This is a genomic window from Paenibacillus sp. Aloe-11 (assembly GCF_000245715.1).
In the GTDB taxonomy this organism is placed as follows: domain Bacteria; phylum Bacillota; class Bacilli; order Paenibacillales; family Paenibacillaceae; genus Paenibacillus; species Paenibacillus kribbensis.
On record NZ_JH601050.1, the window covers coordinates 563,187 to 584,703 of the forward strand.

The 21,517-nt window shown below is 46.5% G+C and carries 21 protein-coding genes and 1 tRNA gene; 18 read left to right on the plus strand and 4 right to left on the minus strand.

Annotation, left to right across the window (positions count from 1 at the left end):
- The 7 genes from WG8_RS08665 to WG8_RS08695 all read left to right on the plus strand — a co-directional run.
- The coding region (locus WG8_RS08665) for a pectate lyase family protein (RefSeq protein ID WP_007429752.1) at positions 1-1,233 on the plus strand (1,233 nt) is incomplete at its 5' end.
- A 714-nt stretch (positions 1,234-1,947) separates the two neighbouring features.
- Positions 1,948-2,571, plus strand: coding sequence for an SMI1/KNR4 family protein (locus WG8_RS08670; RefSeq protein ID WP_007429754.1), 624 nt, complete (start codon positions 1,948-1,950; stop codon positions 2,569-2,571).
- Between the two features lie 181 nt (positions 2,572-2,752).
- A complete protein-coding gene (gene htpG, locus WG8_RS08675; RefSeq protein WP_007429755.1) occupies positions 2,753-4,633 on the plus strand; it encodes a molecular chaperone HtpG in 1,881 nt (626 codons plus the stop codon).
- Between the two features lie 324 nt (positions 4,634-4,957).
- The gene (locus tag WG8_RS08680; protein WP_007429757.1) at positions 4,958-6,157 is read left to right on the plus strand and encodes a saccharopine dehydrogenase family protein; all 1,200 of its coding nucleotides are present in this window, start codon (positions 4,958-4,960) and stop codon (positions 6,155-6,157) included.
- A gap of 8 nt (positions 6,158-6,165) precedes the next feature.
- Positions 6,166-7,305: a carboxynorspermidine decarboxylase gene (gene nspC, locus WG8_RS08685; RefSeq protein WP_007429758.1), complete on the plus strand. Its 1,140-nt coding sequence runs from the start codon at positions 6,166-6,168 to the stop codon at positions 7,303-7,305.
- Positions 7,306-7,704: 399 nt separating this feature from the next.
- Positions 7,705-8,220, plus strand: a complete 516-nt coding sequence (locus tag WG8_RS08690; RefSeq protein ID WP_007429759.1) for a hypothetical protein — start codon at positions 7,705-7,707, stop codon at positions 8,218-8,220.
- Between the two features lie 31 nt (positions 8,221-8,251).
- Positions 8,252-8,758, plus strand: coding sequence for a GNAT family N-acetyltransferase (locus WG8_RS08695; RefSeq protein ID WP_007429760.1), 507 nt, complete (start codon positions 8,252-8,254; stop codon positions 8,756-8,758).
- Here WG8_RS08695 and WG8_RS26360 read toward each other — a convergent pair.
- Positions 8,729-8,899, minus strand: a complete 171-nt coding sequence (locus tag WG8_RS26360; protein ID WP_232289071.1) for a hypothetical protein — start codon at positions 8,897-8,899, stop codon at positions 8,729-8,731. The two genes, WG8_RS08695 and WG8_RS26360, sit on opposite strands and share 30 nt — an antisense overlap.
- Positions 8,900-9,279: 380 nt before the next feature.
- Here WG8_RS26360 and WG8_RS08700 point away from each other — a divergent pair.
- Positions 9,280-9,364, plus strand: a tRNA-Leu gene (locus WG8_RS08700).
- A gap of 88 nt (positions 9,365-9,452) precedes the next feature.
- Here WG8_RS08700 and WG8_RS26365 read toward each other — a convergent pair.
- The gene (locus WG8_RS26365; protein ID WP_232289072.1) at positions 9,453-9,554 is read right to left on the minus strand and encodes a hypothetical protein; all 102 of its coding nucleotides are present in this window, start codon (positions 9,552-9,554) and stop codon (positions 9,453-9,455) included.
- A gap of 517 nt (positions 9,555-10,071) precedes the next feature.
- Between WG8_RS26365 and glyA the strand changes: the two genes are divergently transcribed.
- Genes glyA through WG8_RS08720 form a run of 4 tightly spaced genes read left to right on the plus strand, consistent with a single transcriptional unit; the run spans position 10,072 to position 15,047 of the window.
- On the plus strand, positions 10,072-11,325 hold the full coding sequence (gene glyA / locus WG8_RS08705; RefSeq protein WP_007429761.1) for a serine hydroxymethyltransferase: 1,254 nt from the start codon (positions 10,072-10,074) through the stop codon (positions 11,323-11,325).
- A gap of 12 nt (positions 11,326-11,337) precedes the next feature.
- Positions 11,338-12,645, plus strand: coding sequence for a glutamate-1-semialdehyde 2,1-aminomutase (hemL, locus tag WG8_RS08710; RefSeq protein WP_007429762.1), 1,308 nt, complete (start codon positions 11,338-11,340; stop codon positions 12,643-12,645).
- A 2-nt stretch (positions 12,646-12,647) separates the two neighbouring features.
- Positions 12,648-13,865 (plus strand): cysteine desulfurase, encoded by a 1,218-nt coding sequence (locus WG8_RS08715; protein WP_043890934.1) that lies wholly within the window; start codon positions 12,648-12,650, stop codon positions 13,863-13,865.
- Positions 13,866-13,871: 6 nt separating this feature from the next.
- Positions 13,872-15,047 (plus strand): acetylornithine transaminase, encoded by a 1,176-nt coding sequence (locus WG8_RS08720; RefSeq protein WP_007429764.1) that lies wholly within the window; start codon positions 13,872-13,874, stop codon positions 15,045-15,047.
- Here WG8_RS08720 and WG8_RS08725 read toward each other — a convergent pair.
- Positions 15,044-15,940, minus strand: a complete 897-nt coding sequence (locus tag WG8_RS08725; RefSeq protein WP_007429765.1) for a LysR family transcriptional regulator — start codon at positions 15,938-15,940, stop codon at positions 15,044-15,046. The two genes, WG8_RS08720 and WG8_RS08725, sit on opposite strands and share 4 nt — an antisense overlap.
- A gap of 95 nt (positions 15,941-16,035) precedes the next feature.
- Here WG8_RS08725 and serC point away from each other — a divergent pair, with 95 nt between their 5' ends.
- The 5 genes from serC (at position 16,036) to WG8_RS08750 (ending at position 20,128) form a co-directional block, all read left to right on the plus strand.
- Complete coding sequence (gene serC / locus WG8_RS08730; protein WP_007429766.1) at positions 16,036-17,121, plus strand: 3-phosphoserine/phosphohydroxythreonine transaminase; 1,086 nt, start codon at positions 16,036-16,038, stop codon at positions 17,119-17,121.
- A gap of 170 nt (positions 17,122-17,291) precedes the next feature.
- Complete coding sequence (gene pdxS, locus WG8_RS08735; protein ID WP_007429767.1) at positions 17,292-18,173, plus strand: pyridoxal 5'-phosphate synthase lyase subunit PdxS; 882 nt, start codon at positions 17,292-17,294, stop codon at positions 18,171-18,173.
- 49 nt (positions 18,174-18,222) lie between these two features.
- Positions 18,223-18,906, plus strand: a complete 684-nt coding sequence (locus WG8_RS08740) for an MOSC domain-containing protein (protein ID WP_007429768.1) — start codon at positions 18,223-18,225, stop codon at positions 18,904-18,906.
- 15 nt (positions 18,907-18,921) lie between these two features.
- Positions 18,922-19,635, plus strand: coding sequence for a YggS family pyridoxal phosphate-dependent enzyme (locus WG8_RS08745; protein WP_007429769.1), 714 nt, complete (start codon positions 18,922-18,924; stop codon positions 19,633-19,635).
- Positions 19,636-19,759: 124 nt separating this feature from the next.
- Entirely contained in the window at positions 19,760-20,128 is a 369-nt protein-coding gene (locus tag WG8_RS08750) for a GNAT family N-acetyltransferase (RefSeq protein ID WP_007429770.1), read from the plus strand.
- 211 nt (positions 20,129-20,339) lie between these two features.
- On the opposite strand, the gene WG8_RS08755 is transcribed toward WG8_RS08750, so the two are convergent.
- Positions 20,340-20,870 (minus strand): NAD(P)H-dependent oxidoreductase, encoded by a 531-nt coding sequence (locus tag WG8_RS08755; protein ID WP_043890887.1) that lies wholly within the window; start codon positions 20,868-20,870, stop codon positions 20,340-20,342.
- 191 nt (positions 20,871-21,061) lie between these two features.
- Between WG8_RS08755 and WG8_RS08760 the strand changes: the two genes are divergently transcribed.
- On the plus strand, positions 21,062-21,418 hold the full coding sequence (locus WG8_RS08760) for a winged helix-turn-helix transcriptional regulator (RefSeq protein ID WP_043890888.1): 357 nt from the start codon (positions 21,062-21,064) through the stop codon (positions 21,416-21,418).
- Positions 21,419-21,517 lie beyond the last annotated feature (99 nt).

Here is a 21,517-nt window from a genome sequence, read left to right on the forward strand (position 1 = left end):
CTGGGGGCTGTAACAGCTGGTCAAGCCGAAGCCCAGCCGGTGTTTCCGGGGGCCGTAGGATACGGGACTGACACACCAGCAGGCCGGGGCGGGAAGATAATCAAGGTGACCAATCTGAACAATGACGGGCCAGGCTCATTTCGTGCGGCGTTGGAAACCAAGGGACCGCGGATTATTGTATTTGAAGTCGGCGGTGTCATCAATCTAAAAAAGGAGCGCCTTGAGCTGAGAGAGCCCTACGTGACCATTGCAGGTCAGACGGCTCCCTCCCCTGGCATTACATTCATCCGGGGAGGTTTGCAAATCAAAACACATGATGTGTTGATGCAGCATGTCCGGTTTCGGATGGGCGACGGTGACAGCGCTCAAGGTGCAGGCTTTGAGCCAGATGTGTCCACTTATGGAGCCTCCGCTTATAATATTGTCATTGACCATTGCTCCTTTTCCTGGGGAGTAGATGAGAACATGTCCTTCTCAGGTCCTCGTACCAGCGGAACCAAGGCGACTACCCACCGTGTAACACTCAGCAATAGTATTATCGCCGAGGGCCTGTATAATTCCGTTCATGAGAAGGGCCCCCATTCCATGGGCACGCTCGTTCATGATTACGTTCAGGATGTGGCGGTCATCGGAAATCTTTATGCTCATAACATGGAACGTAATCCGTGGTTCAAAGCATTCTCGACGGGCGTAATTGTTAACAATGTCATTTATAATCCGGGAAAATGGGCTATTCGGCTCGGATTCGTGGAGAGGGAATGGGCGGATACGGGGATCAAACCGGAAGGCCCTAAAGTCAGTATCGTCGGGAATTACATGCGGCATGGAGTAGATACGATTAAAGGGTTAGGATTGGTCGGAACGAATAGTAATAGCGGCTGGGCTTATCTCAAAGATAATCTTGCTTATGACCGAAATGGCAAGTCAGTCCCGCTGACTTTTGGCGAAATCAAAGAACTTGACAATCCACCTGTTTGGGTTGAAGGACTTAAAGCACTAGCTGCCTCGGCAGTGGTGAAGGAAGTCACTGAGCATGCAGGAGCAAGGCCGAAGGACCGGGATGCAACAGATCAACGAATTATCTCTGATTTTCTAGCTGGTCGAGGAAAGATAATTGATAGTCAGAAAGACGTAGGAGGATACCCGGAGGTTCCAGCGACCTACCGTGCTTTAAATGTACCTGACCACAGCATTGATGAATGGTTGTATCAATTTTCGGTTGAGCTGGAGTAGTCCTTAATGCTCTTCAACAAGATCTAGCACAGTTCACCATTCTCACTTGGGTACATCTCAAGTTTATAGGTATCGGTTACATCCATAACGCGGCCTTCCTTCATTACAGTGTGAGAAGGCCTTTTTGGTGCAGGATAGATGGTAGCCTTGGCATATTGTCTGGTCTAGCAAGCATTGCTATACTTTACATACAGGGAGAATTTTCCTTAATGATAGCTTACAAGTTTGATCCGTTTGCAGGTTTTGCAGGATCATCCCATAACGGCTCATACAAGCCACCTGAACAGGTGTAGGCCGGAACAACCGGAACTGGGGAAAATGGAAAAGAGGCTATCCCCACAGCTTATGCTTCGGTAGAGACAGCCCTCATATCGTCTATTGAGGGGTCCTTGAAGCCTTCGGCTTTGACATTGAGGGACACCTGTCCGTTCGTCACCAGACGAGGCCCGGCTTGAAGGGCACCTTCTTTTCATGGATAGATCAATCTCCTTATGTAGTCTTGACTCTTTACGAGGTGCTTGAACTTATATCGGGTTTTATGAGTTGTAAGTGTATGCGAGACGGAGCGTTGGATCATCTGGCGTAACCATGAGCCATTGCGCTGGTAATACTAATATTCCGCAAATGATGAAAATAGCAAATTCTGATAAGCTGAACTTAAAAACACATGGTAGCACGTCATCATGCCAATTGAGAGAAAAGAGGTGCAATGACATGGACAAGAAAGCGGGTATGCGCGCATCCATGCAGGAGTTATTTGCACAGATGGATGAAGCGCTTTTTATGGAGATGGTAGAAAATGTCCCCTTCGAAATGCGCGACGGGGTCGTTGACAAGGAAGGGTGGATCAAGTGGAAGCCTCTTCCTTCGCAGATTACGGAAGAGGAGGTTCGGGAGCTGGAGCAAACCTACCATTTTGAGCTGCCTCCTCTGCTGAGAAGCTTCCTTATGTCCTACCACTATGTAACTTTACAATTCGATAATGAATCCATACCGGGGGTATACTGGAGCGATTGTACCTTTGTAGAGTTTCCGCGCCTGCCTGTGGGCCAAGGACTTAAGGGATTTTATGATTTGATCAATCAATGGTCACCTCTACTATCTGCAGGCTATATTCCGTTTGCGATTGCAGAGGACGATCAGGGTCCTGTTTGTTTAAATGCAGGCAGCAGACATAAGGACGGCGATTATCCTATTGTTTGGTTCTATCATGAGGACTTGCAGCATCTGGACGAGGACGAGCTGCGGATCAGAAGAAACCTGCTTCCTCATGTGCAAGGACTGTTCCCCTCTTCTGTTGAAATGTTTAACGTCATGTTTAAGCAAATCAGACACTAACAGTTCCCTGGAATGGGATTTTACTGTATACCCATCTATGATATTGACATAAAAAATAAGGAATGTTATAAAAAAAGGTAGGCTGGCACTCGAATGATGGGAGTGCTAACAAATTTGAATCGTTTGCATCGCTCATACACGCTGGCCCTACATAGGTTCATATCTGAAAGGAGATATCAGAATGGAGAAAAAACAGTTTCAGGCTGAGTCCAAGCGTCTGCTCGAAATGATGATTAACTCGATTTACACGCAAAAGGAAATTTTCCTAAGAGAGCTGATCTCCAATGCAAGTGATGCGATTGACAAAATTTATTACAAAGCGCTGACAGATGATCAGTTGGTCTTTGACAAGGAAAATTATTATATCAAAGTAGCTGCCGATAAAGAAAATAGAACGCTAACTCTGCGTGATACCGGGATTGGTATGACCCGGGAAGAACTGGAAAACAATCTGGGCGTCATTGCTAAAAGCGGCTCGCTGGCATTCAAAAATGAAAATGAATCCAAGGATGGACATGATATCATCGGTCAGTTTGGTGTTGGCTTCTATTCGGCCTTCATGGTGGCGGATGTTGTTACAGTGACCACAAAGGCTCTGGGTAGCGATACCGCGTACAAGTGGGAATCTACGGGTGCTGACGGGTATACCATTGAGCAGGCCGAGAAGGATGAGGTTGGAACCGAGATTGTTCTGAAAATCAAAGCCAACACCGAGGATGAGTCCTACGACGAATATTTGGACGAGTATCGTTTAAAGGCATTGATTAAGAAATATTCCGACTTTATCCGCTACCCGATCAAAATGGATGTTACAGGCAAACGTCCAAAAGAAGGCAGTGATAACGAGTTCGAGGATTATGAAGAAGAGCAGCGTATTAACAGCATGGTTCCCATCTGGAGAAAGAACAAAAGCGAGCTGACCGACGAGGATTATCAAAATTTCTACGCGGAAAAACGCTATGGCTACGACAAGCCGCTCCAGCATATCCATGTAAGTGCGGACGGCGCGGTGGTGTACCAGGCTATTCTGTTCATTCCTGAAAATATCCCGTTTGATTTCTACTCCAAGGAATATGAAAAAGGGCTGGAACTGTATGCCAACGGCGTGCTGATTATGGAAAAATCTCCTGATCTGCTGCCGGATTATTTTAGCTTTGTTAAAGGTATGGTCGACTCTGAAAGCCTGTCGCTTAACATTTCCAGAGAAATGTTGCAGCATGACCGCCAACTGAAGCTGATTGCCAAAAATATCGAAAGCAAAATTAAAGGCCAGCTGCTGACCCTGCTCAAAAATGACCGGGAAAAATATGATCAATTCTATAAATCATTTGGCAGACAATTGAAATTTGGTGTCTACAACGATTATGGCCGTCATAAAGAGACTCTTCAGGACCTGCTCATGTTCTACTCTTCTACAGAGAAGAAGCAGGTTACACTGGATGAATATGTATCTCGAATGCCTGAGGATCAGAAGTATATTTATTATGCTTCCGGGGAGTCCAACGAGCGTATTGAAAAGCTGCCGCAGACCGAAATGGTAGCCGACAAAGGCTATGAAATTTTGTACTTCACCGACGACATTGATGAGTTCGCTATTAAAATGCTCATAAGCTACAAAGAGAAAGAATTCAAATCCGTCTCGAGTGGCGATTTGGGCATTGAGACCGACGAAAATGAGAAAGCAACAGAAGCGGAGCAAAACGACAATAAAGAGCTGTTCGAGTACATGAAGGGCTTGCTGGAGGGCAAGGTATCCAGTGTCAAAGCCTCCAAGCGCTTGAAGACGCATCCGGTATGTCTGTCCGCAGACGGCGAAGTGACGATTGAGATGGAGAAAATCTTGAACGCTATGCCGAATAACGCCGATGTCAAAGCAAATAAAGTGCTGGAAATCAACGTAAACCATGCGGTGTTTAACTCTTTGAAAGAGGCTTTTGCCGAGGACAAGGAGAAGGTAAACCTCTATACGGCTTTGCTGTATAATCAAGCTTTGCTGATCGAAGGCTTGCCGCTGCAAGATCCGGTTGAATTCACGAACGATATTTGCAAAATCATGGTTTAACAAAATTTATTCTGCACAAAGCCGTTCCCGCACCGGGGGCGGCTTTATTCATGATGAAAAAACTAAAACACGGGTCGCTGCGTTCAGTACAAAGGAGGCCATTTACATGAGTCAGGATCGGGACAACCTGGAGTTCCAGAATGTAACTCGCGATGAGCTTATTATTCCTGATTCTGGGGTTTGTAAAATTATTGTGACATGCTGATGTGAATTTTAACACAGCAAATTATCGTTTTTCTTGATTATTTGGTAGGATGTCTTTATAATCATTTTGTTTGCAAGAATGATTAGCGATTAGCGTATGGAATAAGGAGGTTATTTATTTTGGGAAAAGCATTGATTATTGGCGCCGGTGGCGTGGCCAGCGTTGTGGTGCATAAGTGTTGCCAAAACCCAGATGTATTTGAAGAAATTTGTATCGCAAGCAGAACTGTTGAGAAATGCGATGCGCTTAAAGAGAAGCTGGGTGGAGGTCGGACTAGGATACAGACGGCTCAGCTTGATGCTGACAACACCGACATGGTCATTGACTTGATTCGAAGCTTTCAACCGGATGTAGTTATCAATGTGGCTCTCCCTTATCAGGATTTGACGATAATGGATGCTTGCCTTGAGACAGGTGTTCATTACGTTGATACGGCGAACTATGAACCGCCGGATACGCCGAAGTTTGAGTACAGCTGGCAATGGGCCTACAAAGAAAGATTCGAAAAAGCGGGAATTACAGCTCTGCTGGGCAGCGGTTTTGATCCAGGTGTGACTGGAGTATTTACGGCTTATGCCCAAAAGCATTATTTTGATGAAATTCATACGATTGATATTGTGGATGCGAATGCAGGGGACCACGGATATCCTTTTGCAACTAATTTTAATCCGGAAATCAATATTCGCGAAATTACGGCGAAGGGCCGTTACTTTGAAAATGGAGAGTGGATTGAAACTGAGCCGCTTTCTGAGAAAAAGGTATATGACCTTCCTGAAATTGGACCGAAAAACATATATCTTTTGTACCATGAAGAACTGGAATCTCTTGCAGTGAACATTAAAGGCGTGAAAAAAATCCGCTTCTGGATGACGTTCTCGGACAATTATCTGAATCATTTGAACGTACTTCAAAACGTAGGCATGACTTCCATAGAGCCTATTGAGTATGAAGGACAGCAAATCATTCCACTGCAATTCCTGAAAGCCATTTTGCCGGACCCGGCTTCTTTGGGACCAAGAACGAAAGGCAAAACGAACATTGGTTGTATTATTCAGGGTGTGAAGGATGGCAAGCCAAAAACATATTATGTTTACAATGTTTGTGATCACGAGGAATGCTATGCAGAGGTTGGCTCCCAAGCCATTTCCTACACGACAGGTGTCCCTGCCATGATCGGTGCTATGCTTATAATTAAAGGTATCTGGAAAAAACCAGGCGTTTACAACGTTGAGGAATTTGATCCAGATCCATTCATGGAAGCACTGAATAAACACGGATTGCCATGGCAAGAGAACTTTACGCCAACGCTGCTTGATTGAGGTCTATGATGAATATTGATATTACCGGACTTCCATCACCTTGTTATCTTGTTGACGAAAGACTTCTTGTCAAAAACCTTGAGGTTTTAAATTCCGTTCAAGAGCGCACAGGCTGCAGTATTCTGCTCGCTCTTAAGGGATTTTCGATGTTTTCAACCTTTCCTCTGGTTGGCAAATATTTAAAAGGCGTAACCTCCAGTTCGTTGTTCGAGGCAAGACTCGGTCGCGAAAAAATGGATAAGGAGGTTCACGTATATGCACCTGCTTATGTGGACCGTGAATTTGATGAGCTGTTGGAGTATGTCGACCATATCGTTTTCAACTCCTTTGATCAACTGAAACGCTTCAAAGCCAGAGTGCAAGGCGTAACTTCCAAAAAAATCGACATCGGAATTCGGGTGAATCCGGAATATTCGGAAATCGAAACACCGCTGTATGATCCTTGCTACAACAACTCCAGAATGGGTGTGACGCTGGCTAACTTTAAGCCTGAGGAGCTGGAAGGCGTAGACGGTATTCATTTTCACACGATGTGTGAGCAGAATTCAGATACGCTGGAGCGCACCATTAAAGTTGTGGATGAGAAATTTGGGCCATACATTAAGCAAATGAAATGGCTTAATTTCGGCGGCGGTCATCATATTACCCGAGAAGACTATGATTTGGACACGCTGGTACGCTGTATTCAATATTTTCAGGATAAATACGGAGTGCAGGTTTATCTGGAGCCAGGCGAAGCCATTGCTTTGAATACAGGCTATCTGGTTGCTACCGTGCTGGATACGATGAAAAACGGAATGGATATTGCCATTCTGGATACTTCGGCTGAATGTCATATGCCTGATGTGCTGGCTATGCCTTACCGTCCGAATATCATTGGTGCAGGCAAGCCTGGTGAGCATGCGTACACTTACAGACTCGGTGGCCTTACCTGCCTGGCCGGAGATGTGATTGGAGACTACTCCTTTAAAGAGCCATTGAAGCCTGGAGACAAGCTCGTATTCTGCGATATGGCCCATTACACGATGGTCAAAAACCACATGTTTAACGGTGTCAACCTGCCGGCCATCGCTAGTTATAACGACGAAGAAGGCATTAAGGTGATCCGCCAGTTCTCCTACGAGGACTTTAGCTCACGTTTGTCGTAGGATAGGCAGAATTAAATAACTGAGTACACCGAATAAGAATGACAAACTACCGAAAGCCGCTTCCCCTTTAAGTAAGGGAGGCGGCTTTTGGGCGTAGTTAGAGATTCTTAATTTTTTACGTGCTTCTTGTATGCATCCAACACAACAGCAGGCAGCAAATAATGATGCTCTTGTTCATTATATTCAAGTAAAGGGGCGAGAGTTGATTCCTTGGCGGCTGGTACGGAATTTGAACTACCTCTCTCTTTTTTGATTTTTTATGTTTCAGTTGAAGTTTTTTTATAGGAAAAACGGTTGGAACCTTTGAAACGAGGTATGTATGATATACTTATTTAATTGGGAATATATTTAAAGATGGATTTGATGAATGTAATGCAACGATAGGTGGAGGTGAAGTATATGTTCGACCCGACGGTTTTTGATAATTTAAAAGTGGCTATAGAAAATGCGGTTTACGATCTGGATAATCTGGATTCACGTATTGAAATTACGCAGCGAATCGATAGATTGGAAATGTCCGTGATGTCGCGTGAATTTGCTGTACAGTTCAGACTGAGGGAACACCCGAGTGTAACGGCAGAAATTCACCTAAAGGCGGATTTAAACAATTTGGCAGCAGAGATTTTAGAAATCGAAGATCAAATTCCGGGATGTGGCTTGTTGCTGCGTTTTAATAAGGAGATTCACGAGATTGAGACGCAATGCAACCGAATAGAGGATATACTGACCGAAATTTGGAAGCCTGATCTTCGGCCTGTACAAACGCTCAGCTTGATTTATGGAGAGAAGGCAGCTACATACCAAAACAGGATTGAACTCCGGTTTTCCAGACAAATTAACGAAGAACAGATGGAGGATATTCCAGAGCTGTTGGAACATATTTTGCTGACGCTTATGGAGTTGAACAAGGTCTAAAGTTAGAGGAAAGGGGCTTAGAGATAATACAATGAATGAACATGATTTCTCTGAAATATATGCGATCATGGAGGCTTCTTTTCCAGCATCAGAATGCAGGACGTTTGATTCACAAAAGGCTTTATTGAAGCATCCCAGCTATCACATCATTACTGAAAAGAATGAGCAAGACAAAACGATTGCTTTTTTGGCGTGCTGGGAATTTACACAGTTTCGGTTTGTAGAGCATATTGCGGTAGATCAAGGTATACGTGGTGGCGGGTTAGGTAAAAAGCTCATGATCAGGTATATCTCAGAGTCTGATAAACCGGTGGTGCTGGAGGTTGAGCCGCCAGTGGATGAATGGACTCAGAGAAGAATCGGTTTTTATGAACGTTTGGGGTTCCATTTGAACCATTTTGAGTATGTGCAGCCTCCTTTAAGAGAAGGACAGGCCGATCTGCGGCTTCAAATTATGAGCTATCCAGGTACGCTGGATGAACAGGCGTTTGCTCCGTTTAAGGAGATTTTATATACCGAGGTTTATGGGCTTAAATAAGAGACTATATCTGTTCTCCATCTCGGTAACTTGTGATGTCCAATATTGCGGAGCAATAAAACGATGGGCTTCTATGGAAGCATCCAGCCAGATGGCTGCCAGCTCCTTGAACTCTTCCACTTTCGCTAGTCTAATAGACATGGTATCGCCTCTTTTCACAGTATGTATCTTATCGATCATTAAGTATGCTGTTGAAAATAAAAAAGACCGTCCGTGGACGGCCTTTCTACCCGTGGCGCTTGCTAAAGCCTTGATCCGTATCCCGCGCCTCCGTCAGCTCTGAGAATTAGAGAATGACGGACCGGGTAAGGGATACGCTCAACATAGGATTGCTAATGTTGACGCACCTCCTTTCCTGATGCGTTCATCTTACCATATATGGTGTTTGATATCCAGTTTTTTGTATGTTTTTCAGGGATCATTTATAAAAAATATAATATAAAAACTACTTGATTTTATGGTCTATGAGAGATATAATCTTAATTACGGTGGTTGAAAACATCGGTGTTCATACATAGCATGCGGTCGTGGCGGAATTGGCAGACGCGCACGGTTCAGGTCCGTGTGGGCTAACCCCCCGTGGAGGTTCGAGTCCTCTCGACCGCATCATTTTATTGATAAACAGGTTTCTGATCTGCTTTTTCTGGCAGAGCAGGAACCTGTTTATTATTTAATATCTTTAAGCTAGTGCCTATCACCTGGGCAGTGAGAGCTTGGAACTATAATCCAAATGAGCGTAGATATTAGCTGTAGTGGAGAAATGACTATGACCGAGCCATTCTTGAATCTCCTTCATGCTTACACCGTTCGCCAGCAATAGGCTAGCGCAACTGTGCCGGATGAAAAGTCCCTCCTTGGTTTAGCAGCCCCCCAATTCCTACCATTGACACTTTAATTATAACAGGATGAAACAGATATCCGAACATACCCCCTCTCTAGCAGCCTAAGTCTTCGCATGAGAAAGAGGCTTTACATTCTTCGAACCATAGGTGAATCCTATTGAAATGATAATAATTATTGGATTGAACGATACTATTGATCGGGATTATTCTAAATAGAAATAGAATTCAATATTCGAAAAGAATTGAGTGTCATTAACGAACATTATCGGACTTCTTTGTTTACGGCTTTGCAGGAGCATGCCAAGCGAAATCCGATCCCATTCCATATTCCCGGTCACAAGAAAGGAGTAGGGATGTTACATCTTGCAACACATGGATGTCGGCCTTCCATTAAAGGCATGGAAGATTTATCCACTCAAAACGTTAAAGTCGTTGTTGAGACAAAAGCGATAAGCTAAAGGGGGCGTCGGAATGAATTATTTAGATCAACAAGATCCTGCAATAGCCGGAGCGATCCGGCAGGAGCTGGAACGGCAACGCGATAAAATCGAATTGATCGCTTCTGAGAATTTTGTAAGCCGAGCGGTCATGGAGACAATGAGCACGGTCCTGACCAACAAATATGCAGAAGGCTATCCCGGAAAAAGGTATTACGGGGGTTGTGAATACGTAGATCTCGTTGAAGATCTGGCCAGGAACAGGGTCAAGGAGTTGTTCGGTGCAGAGCATGCCAATGTTCAGCCTCATTCAGGAGCCCAGGCCAACATGGCCGTTTATTTCGCTTCGGTAAAACCCGGAGATACGATTCTCGGTATGAACCTGGCACATGGCGGCCACTTGACGCATGGAAGCCCCGTGAACGCTTCAGGAATGATGTATAACTTTGTCCCTTATGGGGTTGATGCTCAAACCTTCCGCATCGATTTTGATGAAGTTCGAAAGCTTGCTCATCGGCATAAGCCCAGAATGATTGTCGTAGGCGCAAGCGCTTATCCTCGCACGATCGAGTTTGAGCCCTTTGCCCAAATTGCCGAGGAGGTAGGCGCATTATTTCTCGTGGATATGGCCCATATTGCGGGAATCGTAGCCGCTGGCCTACACCCGAGTCCTGTGCCACACGCTCACTTTGTCACGACAACGACTCACAAAACCTTGCGTGGGCCAAGAGGAGGAGTTATCTTATGTCGTAAATCCTGGGCGCAAGCGATCGATAAAGCGGTATTTCCAACTACCCAAGGCGGACCGTTTATGCATATCATCGCGGCTAAGGCCGTCGCATTTGGCGAGAACGCCCAGCCCGGATACAAGCTATATATGCAACGCGTTATTCAGAACGCTAGACTGCTCGCGGAAAAGTTAATGGAGGCAGGTTTGCAAGTCGTTTCGGGCGGCACGGACAATCATCTAATCCTTCTGGATTTGCGCAATATCGGACTGACCGGACAAGCGGCTCAGCAATTGCTAGACGATATCGGAATCACGGTCAATAAGAACGCGATTCCTTTCGATCCGACAAGTCCTCGCGTCACGAGCGGGATTCGACTAGGAACGCCTGCGGCGACCACCAGGGGGATGGGGGCTGAAGAAATGAAAGAAATTGCCATCATTATTGCGCAGACCTTAAAACAACCTCAACGTTCAGATATAAGGGAACAAATGAGAGGTAAGGTGAAAGACATTACGTCTCGCTTCCCTTTATACAAGAATGAAATGATCGGGAATTAGGGGGGAGCTGCTATGAAGCGTAACACTGCTTGTGCCCAAGAAGCATTTTTGGAAGCCAATCGGGTGATTCCGGGCGGGGTGAACAGCCCGGTTCGCGCGTTTACTAGCGTTGGTACGACGCCTGTATTTGTGAGCCGAGGTCAGGGGGCTCGTGTTTGGGACATCGATGGGAACGAATATATCGATTACATCGGCTCATGGGGGCCGTTAATTTTGGGTCATGCTCATCCGAAGGTGGTCGAGTCTATTCAAATGGCGGCTATTCGAGGGACGAGTTTCGGTTTGTCCACGCAAATCGAAACGAAGATGGCAACGCAGATTTGCAGTAGTCTTCCATCCGTCGAAATGGTCCGCATGGTCAACTCAGGTACGGAAGCCGCCATGAGTGCAATTCGCTTGGCCAGGGGGTACACCAAGCGGCAAAAAATCGTAAAATTCCAAGGGAACTATCACGGACATGCGGATGCTTTATTGATCAAATCAGGATCAGGCGTGGCAACGTTGGGTTTGCCGGACAGCCCGGGAGTGCCTGATAACGTTACCATGAATACGATCACGATTCCTTATAACAGTCTGGAGAGCATCCATCTTGCATTCGAACGTTATGGCGAACAAATCGCTGCCGTCATGGTCGAGCCGGTCGCCGGGAACATGGGCGTCGTTCCGCCATTGCCGGGGTTTCTTCAGAAACTGAGAGAAATTACCGTGAAATACGGAAGCCTCCTGATCTTCGACGAGGTGATGACGGGATTTCGTGTAAGCTATCAGGGGGCGCAAGGATTGTACGGAATCGAACCGGATCTCACTTGTCTTGGCAAAGTGATCGGAGGAGGGCTCCCCGTCGGAGCTTACGGCGGCAAGCGCGAAATCATGGAGCAAATCGCTCCCGTCGGCCCCATCTATCAAGCGGGCACGTTATCGGGCAATCCGCTCGCCATGTCGGCCGGATATCGAACGTTGCGACTGCTCGAAAAGCCCGGAATCTATGAAGAGTTGGATCGAAAAACAGCGAAACTGGCGCAAGGTTTTTTGCAAAATGCAAGGAGGACCAGCGTGCCCTTAAAAGTGAATCGCGTAGGCTCCATGCTTTCTCCTTATTTTACGGAGCAAGACGTTGTGAATTATGAAACCGCGCAACGATCAAATATGCACCGGTTTAAGAGATACCATGCCGCGATGTTGGACCTCGGAATCTTAACTGCGCCCACACCCTACGAAGTCATGTTCGTATCGACTGCGCATTCGGACGAAGATATCGAAAACACGATTGAGGCCCATTATCAAGCCTTAAATACGATAAAGAAGGAAAGCGGGGATTGACCATGAATGCCGCTGAAATCCGTGAGTTATTTCCGATTTTAGACCAGAAGGTACACGATTGTCCTCTCGTTTATTTGGATAGTGCCGCCTCGGCGCAAAAGCCGATTCAGGTGATCGAGGCGGTGAAGCGATATTACGAATGGGACAATGCGAACGTTCACCGCGGCGTTCACACACTAGGCATGCGCGCTACGGAAGCTTATGAGGAAGCGAGAGTCGCAGTGGCTCGGTTTATTGGCGCTGGTTCGGAACGGGAAATCGTTTTTACCCGCGGAGCGACGTCGTCCCTAAATCTTGTCGCGAGCAGCTATGCACGAACGGTATGCTCAGAGGGGGATGAGATTGTCCTTTCGGAGATGGAGCATCACAGCAACCTGATTCCTTGGCAACAAGCGGCAAAAGCTTCGGGAGCCGTATTAAAATATATCCCTCTTAAATCGGACGGGACGTTTTCAATAGAAGATGTAGAGCAAACAGTCACGAACCGTACGAAAGTGGTGACGGTCTCGCAAGTCTCGAATGTACTGGGCATCGCTAATCCGGTGAAGCAAATGGCTGACATCGCCCACAAGAAAGGAGCCGTCCTGGTTGTCGATGGAGCGCAGAGCGCACCTCATCTCAAGGTCGACGTCCGAGAGATGGATTGCGACTTCTATGCCTTTTCGGGCCATAAGATGTGCGCGCCGACCGGAATCGGCGTCCTGTATGGGAGAAAAGGTCTCCTTAAGCAAATGGAGCCGATTGAGTTCGGAGGAGAAATGGTCGATCGTGTCGGGCTGCAGGATGCTTCATGGAAAGAGGCGCCTTGGAAATTTGAAGGAGGAACCCCGATCATCGCGGGTGCAATCGGGCTGAGTGCGGCCATCCGTTTTCTGGAGCAAATCGGATTAGACGCGATTGCGGAGCACGATAGGCAACTGACCCGCTATGCTGAAGAACAAATGAAGCGCATGGAGCATTTGACGATCTATGGCCCGACGGAAGGACGGGTGGGACTCGTTACCTTTAATTTGGACCAAATTCATTCGCATGACGTCGCTACGGTACTCGATACTTACGGCGTGGCCATCCGCGCGGGTCACCACTGCTGTCAGCCGTTAATGAATTTTTTCAATGTCGGTTCTACGGCTAGGGCCAGCTTTTATTTGTACAATACCGAAGAGGATGTTGATCGGCTGTTGTTCGCTCTGCAAAAAACCAAAGAGTACTTTAAGGAGTGATCCAATATGGATGTATCGGAGAGCCATCCTTTATTTCCGACGTACACGAAATATCCCATAACGCTGCTGAAAGGTGAGGGAAGCCGCGTATGGGACGATCAAGGCAAAGAGTATCTTGATTGCATGTCAGGTATAGCGGTGTGTAATTTAGGACATGTCCCCATGAAAGTGAAACAGCGAATTCAAGAACAGCTTGAGCAATTGTGGCATGTCTCCAATCTCTTTCATATCCCCAATCAGCAAAAACTGGCGCAAATGCTTGCCGATCATAGCTGCATGGATCATGTATTCTTTTGCAACAGCGGGGCGGAGGCAAATGAAGCCGCGATCAAATGCGCCAGAAGATATCAACAGCGAGTGCTTGGGAACAATCGATACGAGATCATCACTTTCGAAAAGTCGTTTCATGGGCAAACGATGGCCACATTAACTGCGACGGGACAGGATAAAGTCAAGGATGGATTTTTTCCCCTACCGGCCGGTTTTACATATGCGCCTTATAACGAAATCGAGGGTGTAAAAGACAAAATCACCGATCGAACCGCGGCCGTCCTGGTAGAGCTCGTACAAGGAGAGGGGGGCGTTTATCCTGCAAATCCCGGGTTCGTGACCGAGCTTTCCGCTTTATGCCAGGAGCACGGTCTGCTCCTCATAATTGACGAAGTCCAGACGGGAATGGGGCGAACGGGGAAATTGTTTGCCTACGAGCACTATGGCATCGAACCGGATATCATTACGCTTGCGAAAGGACTTGCCAGCGGATTCCCGATCGGCGCGATGATGGGGAAGAAAAAGCTCCGGAACGCTTTTTCCGCCGGTACACATGCCTCGACGTTCGGGGGTGCCCCTCTTGCGGCCGCTGCTGGGTTGGCCACGCTTGAGACGATCCTGGAGGAGCGTTTGTACTCGCGTGCTGAAGAGATGGGGGAATATGCTTTACGAAGGCTGTCGGATCAGCTTTGCCATTATGCTGTCGTGCGTGCCATTCGCGGCATCGGCTTATTGCTGGGAATTGAATGCCGCGTACCTGTTGCCCCCATCATTCAAGAACTGCTTCAGCAGGGTTTATTGGTACTGGCTGCAGGCGCCAACGTCATTCGATTTATCCCGAATCTTTATATCACCGAAGAAGAAATCGACCAAGCAGTTGGCATCCTTACTGCGGTGCTTGAGCGGTATTAATCGAAATGTTCGTTTTTTATCGTCGCGATTAATTGTTCCATAAAGACTCGGCTAGCCGCGCATAAATATTTGTTCTTCCGATACACGATGCCGATTTGCGTTGTCAGCGTTGGGTTTTGGATCGGGATCGTCCGAATTCCCTTATGTGCGATATAGTCGAGGTATGCCTTAGGCAGAATGGTTACGCCGACGCCTTGATTAACCATATTGATGATCGATTCCATCGTCGACAATTCCAATACCGGGTGGGGCGTGAAATCAAGGGAACGGCACGCCTCATTAATCAATTGCCGCATATAATAAGTGCTCGGCAATAGAACGGAGGGAACGTCTTTCAACACGTCGAGGTGCACAAACCTTTCCTTGGCAATGGGGTGGTCTATGGGCGCCGCAAGGGCAAGATTCTGTTTGTAGAGCGGAATCGTCGCCAGATCTGCATGCTCCATCGGTAAATAGACGATTCCTAAATCCAGTTTGTTTTGCAGAATTCCCTCATAAATATCGCCTGTCCGCAATCCGAGTACCGATAGCTCTACATTGGGATAGCTGTGATGGAACCCAATCACCGTTGGAGGCAGTAAGTAATTGACGACGGTTAGAAGCGCGCCTATCTTTAGCGTGCCACGTTTTAAACCTTGAAGTTCGCTGATTGCCGTCTTTGCTTGCGAGAGTTCATGGAACACGTTATAGCTATGGTCCAACAAGATTTTCCCCGCTTCGGTGATCAACGTTTTCTTGCCGACGCGATCAAAGAGAGGGGTTCCCATTTCGTGCTCGAGCAAACGAATTTGTTGGCTCAGGGAAGGTTGAGCGATACCGAGTTTCTCGGCGGCACGGGTAAAGTGCAGTTCCCGGCATACGGCCATAAAATACTCCAATTGCTTCAGTTCCATCGTGATCATTCCTTTCCGTTATAATGATAGGAACCTCCTATTATTTTATACAAAATCATTATAAAAATCTAACTGATCTGGGGGTTAGGATGGAGATGAGACGAATCCATAACTTCAATGCAGGCCCGGCAGCCTTACCTTCGGAAGTTCTGCTGCAAATACAGGAGGAACTCCTTGACTTACAGGGAGCCGGCTTATCCATCCTGGAAATCTCGCATAGAAGTAAAGAATACGAGAAGATCAATGGCGAGACGCAGCAGTTGCTGAAGGAGCTGCTGAATATTTCTCTCGATTACGAGGTGTTGTTCCTGCAAGGCGGTGCAAGTACGCAATTTGCCATGGTTCCAATGAATTTTTTGACAGCCGGAAGCGTGGCCAGTTATGTTTATAGCGGCACATGGGCAGGCAAAGCGATTGCGGAAGCGCAAAAGTTCGGCCAAGTTGCCATTGTGGCAAGCTCTGAATCCTCACATTTTAAGAAGCTTCCCGCTCTCGATAACATGAAGGTTCCTCAGGGAACGGCCTACATTCATCTCACTTCCAATGAAACGATTGCAGGCACTCAATACAAAAATTTCGTGGACACGGGCAGTATACCGCTCATCGCGGATATGTCCAGCGATATTTTATCCCGATCGATCGATGTTTCCGACTTTGCGCTGATTTATGCAGGCGCGCAAAAAAATCTGGGGCCTTCGGGGGTAACTGTCGTGATCGTCCGACGCGAGCTTCTGCAAAGAATCTCTACACCTATTCCGGATATTATGAATTACCGGATTCATGCGGATAGCCGCTCTCTCTATCACACGCCACCCGTATTCGCGGTGCACATCGTCAATCTGGTGCTGAAATGGATGCAAGCAAACGGCGGGGTGGGCGGGGTAGAAAATCGGAATCGTGCGAAAGCCGATTTGATCTATGACGCAATCGACGACAGCGAAGGGTTTTACAGCAGGTTGGCTGATCGGGATAGTCGATCCCTGATGAACGTTACTTTTCGAACTTCTAACGAGGAGTTGGAAAAACACTTCCTTCTGGAGTCGGAGCGTAACGGTTTTGTAGGATTGAAAGGTCACCGGGATGCTGGTCATCTGCGAGCTTCGATCTATAATGCCGTTACCTATGAACAATGCAAAGCGCTAAAGGAATTTATGATGGACTTTCAGAAACGATTCGGATAAGGGAGGAGTCAGTATTGTCCCGACGAAATAATTCGTATGTTGCACGCTGAGAATCGATAGGAATTCACTATAGTTTCTATATAAATAATATAATTGTTTTAGGTTGAAGCCGCTATTACACTCAGTCATATACGTCGAAAATTCGCAAATAGCGCATGGAGGAATGTGAAATGGAAACGGGAACGAACAGAGTCAAAAGAGGAATGGCCGAAATGCAAAAAGGCGGCGTCATCATGGACGTGATGAATGCGGAGCAGGCAAAAGTCGCGGAAGCCGCCGGAGCCACCGCGGTCATGGCGCTGGAGAAAGTGCCGGCGGATATCCGCGCGGCGGGCGGAGTCGCCCGGATGGCCGATCCGGTTATTGTAGAGCAGGTGATGAAAGCCGTTACCATACCCGTGATGGCGAAAGCGCGCATCGGTCATTATGTTGAAGCTAGAGTCCTTGAAGCACTCGGGGTAGACTATATTGACGAAAGCGAAGTATTAACGCCAGCCGACGACATTTTCCATATCGACAAACAAGTGTTTACGATTCCATTCGTTTGTGGGGCAAGGGATTTGGGAGAAGCGTTGCGTCGGATCGGGGAAGGCGCATCCATGATTCGCACCAAAGGGGAGCCGGGAACAGGCAATATCATCGAGGCCGTGCGCCATATGCGCTTGTTGTTAGGCCAAATCCGCAAAGTGCAAGGATTGAGTAAAGACGAATTAATGGTCGAGGCTAAGCAACTCGGCGCGCCTTACGATTTATTGCTCCAAGTCAAAGAAACCGGCAGATTGCCTGTAGTCAACTTTGCCGCGGGGGGCATTGCTACGCCGGCCGATGCCGCGTTGATGATGCACTTGGGGGCGGATGGCGTTTTTGTCGGGTCGGGCATATTCAAATCCGATCAGCCGGAGAAGTTTGCCCGGGCCATCGTGGAAGCGACGACGCATTATACGGACTTCGGGTATATTGCGAATATCTCCAAAAACCTGGGGACTCCGATGAAAGGGATTGAAATTTCCTCGCTTCAGGCAGGCGAACGAATGCAGGAACGCGGTATATAGACGCATCTGGCGAACTCGTTGATCAAAATTTGGAGTAGGGGTGATCCGAATGGCATCTATCAAAATCCTTTCATTTAATGTCGGCATGCCCAAGCAGGTCCGGTTTAATCAGAAGGACGTTTCTACGGGGATATTCAAGTCGGCCACAGATGAATCACTGTATTTATCTTATCTAAACTTTGAAGGGGATGGACAGGGCGATCTAGTTCATCACGGAGGCAAAGAGAAAGCTGTATGCGTCTATCCCTACGAGCACTACCCATTCTGGGAAAATGAATTGCGGAGACCGCTCGACTACGGCGCGTTCGGGGAAAATTTAACGATAAAGGGTTTGCTGGAATCTGACGTTTGCATTGGAGACATCTTTAAGCTTGGCAAAGCAATCGTTCAAGTTAGCCAGCCGAGACAGCCTTGTTACAAGTTGTCCATCAAGTACGGCGTACCGGACATGCCCTTGAAGGTACAGCAAACAGGCTACACGGGATTCTACTTCCGCGTTCTGGAAGAGGGAGTTGCCTCTAAAGCCGACGGACTGTTCCTCCTTCATCGTCATCCGAAAGCAATTACGGTTTCATTCGCCAATCGTATGATGCATCAAGAGAAGGATCATATCGAGGGCATTAAACAAATCCTCGAAGTGGAAGAATTGTCTGCAAACTGGAGAAATACGTTTCTAAAACGTTTGGCGGGAACCGAGACGGATTCTCGGGAAAGACTAACAGGCAATTCGTAAGGTGGGAGTGATTCAATGAGTCTGCAAGATCGTCTGTCCGTAGTCGAACATCGCATCCGCGAAGCTTGCGGGCGATGCGGCAGAAGCGAAGAGGAAATCCAGATCATAGCCGTGACCAAATATACAACGACAAAAGCAACGGAGCAAGTGTTGCTGTCCGGATTAACCCATGTCGGTGAGAGTCGCGCGCAAGAAGCGCAGTCCAAATGGGAGGCCCTTCAACCACGAGGAATGTGGCACTTTATCGGTCATTTGCAAACCAATAAAGTAAAAGAGGTTATCGGCAAATTCGAGTATATCCATTCGCTTGACCGCTTATCCTTGATGAAAGAAATAGAGAAGAAGGCTGCCGGTCTCAATGTCGTCGTGAATTGTTTTATCCAAGTCAACGTTTCGGGGGAGAAAAGCAAACAAGGACTTTCCCCAGAAGCTTTATTTTCATTTGCGCAGGAGGTTTCGCGGATGAAGCAGATCCGAGTGGTGGGGCTGATGACGATGGCTCCACACGAATCCGACGCCGAAGCGACCAGACCGGTCTTTAGAGAATTAAAACGATTACGCGATGAACTTAATACAAGAGAAATCTTTGCTTATCCCGTGCCGCATCTTTCCATGGGGATGTCCAACGATTTCGAAGTCGCGATCGAAGAAGGGGCAACTTGGTTGAGGCTTGGATCGGTCTTAGTCGGAAGAGGATCGATTCAGGGATTTAAGAATGGAGAGGAGTGAGAAATCGTCCGCTAGAATTTTGTCGCGCGGCTAAGTCCGGAAGCTAATTCATGTGGAACACAACTTTTCCACTGCTGAAAGGAGACGAAAAAGGCTGAATATCACATACAGGAACAATAAAGATGTGAATGTTGAAGATGTAATTCGGGTGTTTAAAAATAGCGGGATTGTACGACCAATTGATCAAACTGAACGAATTCAAGCGATGGTGAATAACGCGGATATCCTGCTGACCGCCTGGCTTGGGGATAAAATGATCGGTGTGGCCCGTGCGCTAACCGATTGGAGTTATTGTTGCTATCTGTCTGATCTGGCCGTTGACAAAGAAGCTCAGAAATCCGGAGTAGGACGGGATCTCATTGCCAAGGTGCAAGAAGAAATTGGGGAAGAGGTCGCACTGATTTTGTTAGCCGCACCAAGTGCAATGGCGTACTACCCTAAAGTCGGCTTTGAAAAAATTGAGAATGGTTTTACGATCAGACGCAAGAAATAAGGGCAGATGAACAAGAATCAAGAGCCATGAATCCTGTGCGGAGATTTGTCAATGGCAGGGAGCGGGGCTGGATATATTCGTGTTCTTCCGAGTCCTCTCGACCGCAATACTACCTTAACAATTACAGACTCTTGGATGGGCTGAATGCCACCGAGAGTCTGTTTTCATATGATTAAAAGGCTTCGTGTACTGCTCATCATAAATAATCATTCTATTTATGCTGGAAAATATACTGAATATACTCTTTTGCACTTTGATTAATGTCTTCATCGCTCGCTTGAAAGGACGCTCCGAAGACGGAAAAATATGGTAATGCGATTGCGCCAACATGTACTGTGCTCGCTATAAAAGGTGCTATAACTTCATCTACAGTAAAAGAAACAGAACAAGTTGGTGAGTAATTTTCTTTTTTATCACCAATTGACATTGCTATCCCTAGCTTCTTTCCTTTTAGCTTATCGCCTTTTGAACCATAAGCCCATCCATGAGTGAAGACATCATCCAACCACTTTTTTAATAAAGGCGGGTAGCTATACCAATACAAAGGAAATTGGAATATTACATGGTTGTATGCTTCTAGTAATTTTTGCTCTTTCAAAACATCAATGCTCCAGTTTGGGTACGCTTTGTAAATCTCATGAATTGTAATTTCCTCTGGATATTTAGATAATTCCTGTTTCCATCTTCTGTTTACTCTTGAATCTTCAATATTCGGATGTGCTAAAATCACAAGAGTTTTCATAATAAATCACCCTTCTTACGTAAAATGTTTGCATATGCTAGATTCATATTATGATTCATTCCAAAAAGAGTAAATACACACAATGAAGTAAGAAGGTTACTTGAAAGTGTGTATTGGACTCCATGATAATGTATACGATAATAAAACATTAGTATGAGCTTTGTGATTTTTAGTGTGAACAAGGTGGTATTATGAAACAATATAACTTGGGTATAGAAGCAACTCTTGAAATAATCGGCGGAAAATGGAAAGCCTTAATCATATGTTTATTAATGTCTGGCGCAAAAAGGACAAGTGAATTACAGCGCAGTATTCCGGGGATTTCTCAGAAGGTACTCATACAGCAGCTTCGTGAGCTTGAAAGGGACGGCATTATCGGCAGGCATGTATATAATCAAATGCCTCCAAAAGTCGAGTATTATATAACCGAATATGGAATTACAGCGAATGAAATTATTGGCTTGATGTGTTCCTGGGGGAGAGCTAATATTAAAATAAGACAGCAGCAGGGAGAAGATGTTGTGTTGTTAGAAAATGACTCAAAATGAATAATGGAGTACAAGAGCGTTGCAGACTATGATGTTTGCTGCGTTTTTCTTTTTTTGTAGAGTTGGCAGTTCCGGGATTCCGTTATAGTAGTATACTCA